Consider the following 1,253-nt stretch of genomic DNA (forward strand, 5'->3'; position numbering starts at 1 on the left):
TCGACGGCAGGACCGGCGGGGCGTCCGAGGGCGAGGTCGGCCGGACGCACGGCGGGCGGGCAGGGCGCGGGCGCGGCGGACCGATCGGTCGCAGGGACGGCGCGACGGGCGAGCGGCCGGCCGGCCGGAGATCCGCGCGATCGGCCGGGAGGACTCCCGCACGCGAGGGCGAAGACCCGGACCAGCGAGCACCTCTCCGCGCGCCGGGGGCTCCCCCACCGGCCCCGCCGGACGCCGGAACCGCCCGATCCGCCCCGACCCGAAGGACCCCAGCCGATGACCCGAGTGATCGCGATCGCCAACCAGAAGGGCGGCGCGGGCAAGAGCACCGTGACCGTGAACCTGGCCGTCGCGCTGGGCCAGGCCGGTCGCCGGGCCCTGGTCGTCGACGCCGACCCGCAGTTCGACACCACGGCGATGCTCGGGCACGACCCGGCCGACGCGCCGCACACGATCGCCGACGTCTTCCTCGGCGAGGCCGAGGCCGAGGACGCCCTCCTCCGCGACGTCGCCCCGTCGGTCGACCTGCTCGCCGGCGACGGGCGGATGGCCGACGTCGAGCTGACCCTCGTCTCGCAGGTCCGGCGCGAGGAGTTCCTCGCCGAGGCGCTCACCGAGACGATCCCCGCCTACGACTACGTCCTGATCGACTGCCCGCCGAACCTCGGGCTCCTGACGGTCAACGCGCTCGTCGCCGCCGACGAGGTCCTCGTCCCGATCTCGATGATCGACCGCAACGCCTACAAGGGCGCATCGACGCTGCTGTCGACGCTCACCACGCTGCGCAAGCGCCGCGTCACCGTCGGCACGCTCGGGATCCTGCGCAACAACGTCGATGCGCGTCGCAACACGTTCCAGACGCTGAACGAGGCGCTCCCGGAGCTCGACGCGCCGCTGCTGGAAGCCCAGATCCCGATGCGGTCCGGGTTCCACGACGCGACGACGGAGGGCGTGCCCCTCGTCCTGCGCAACCCCGACGGCCGCGCCGCCCAGGCGTTCCGGGAGCTCGCCGCCGAGATCGACGCGCCCGCCCTGCAGGTCCCCGACCCGGCGAAGCCGATCGCCGCCGCCCGCGGCAAGAAGTCCAAGAAGAAGTCCGATCCGACCCTGGTGGAGGTGGCCTGATGGCCCGTCTGAAGCTGTCCGCCAGCGGGCTCCGCAGCCCGCTGGACGTCTCGAACGCCGGCCCCGGCGAGGCGCCCGTCGCCGCCGAGCGGCCCGCCGCGGCCCGTCCCGTCGCCCCCGAGCCCGCC

At 75.2% G+C, this 1,253-nt stretch carries 1 protein-coding gene; it reads left to right on the forward strand.

Features of this window, described 5'->3' with window-relative positions; genetic code table 11:
* Positions 1-276 precede the first annotated feature (276 nt).
* Complete coding sequence (locus tag PATMI_RS33255) at positions 277-1,125, forward strand: ParA family protein (RefSeq protein ID WP_084270244.1); 849 nt, start codon at positions 277-279, stop codon at positions 1,123-1,125.
* The last annotated feature ends 128 nt before the right edge of the window (positions 1,126-1,253 follow it).

This window comes from Patulibacter minatonensis DSM 18081, assembly GCF_000519325.1.
Classification (GTDB): Bacteria; Actinomycetota; Thermoleophilia; order Solirubrobacterales; family Solirubrobacteraceae; genus Patulibacter; species Patulibacter minatonensis.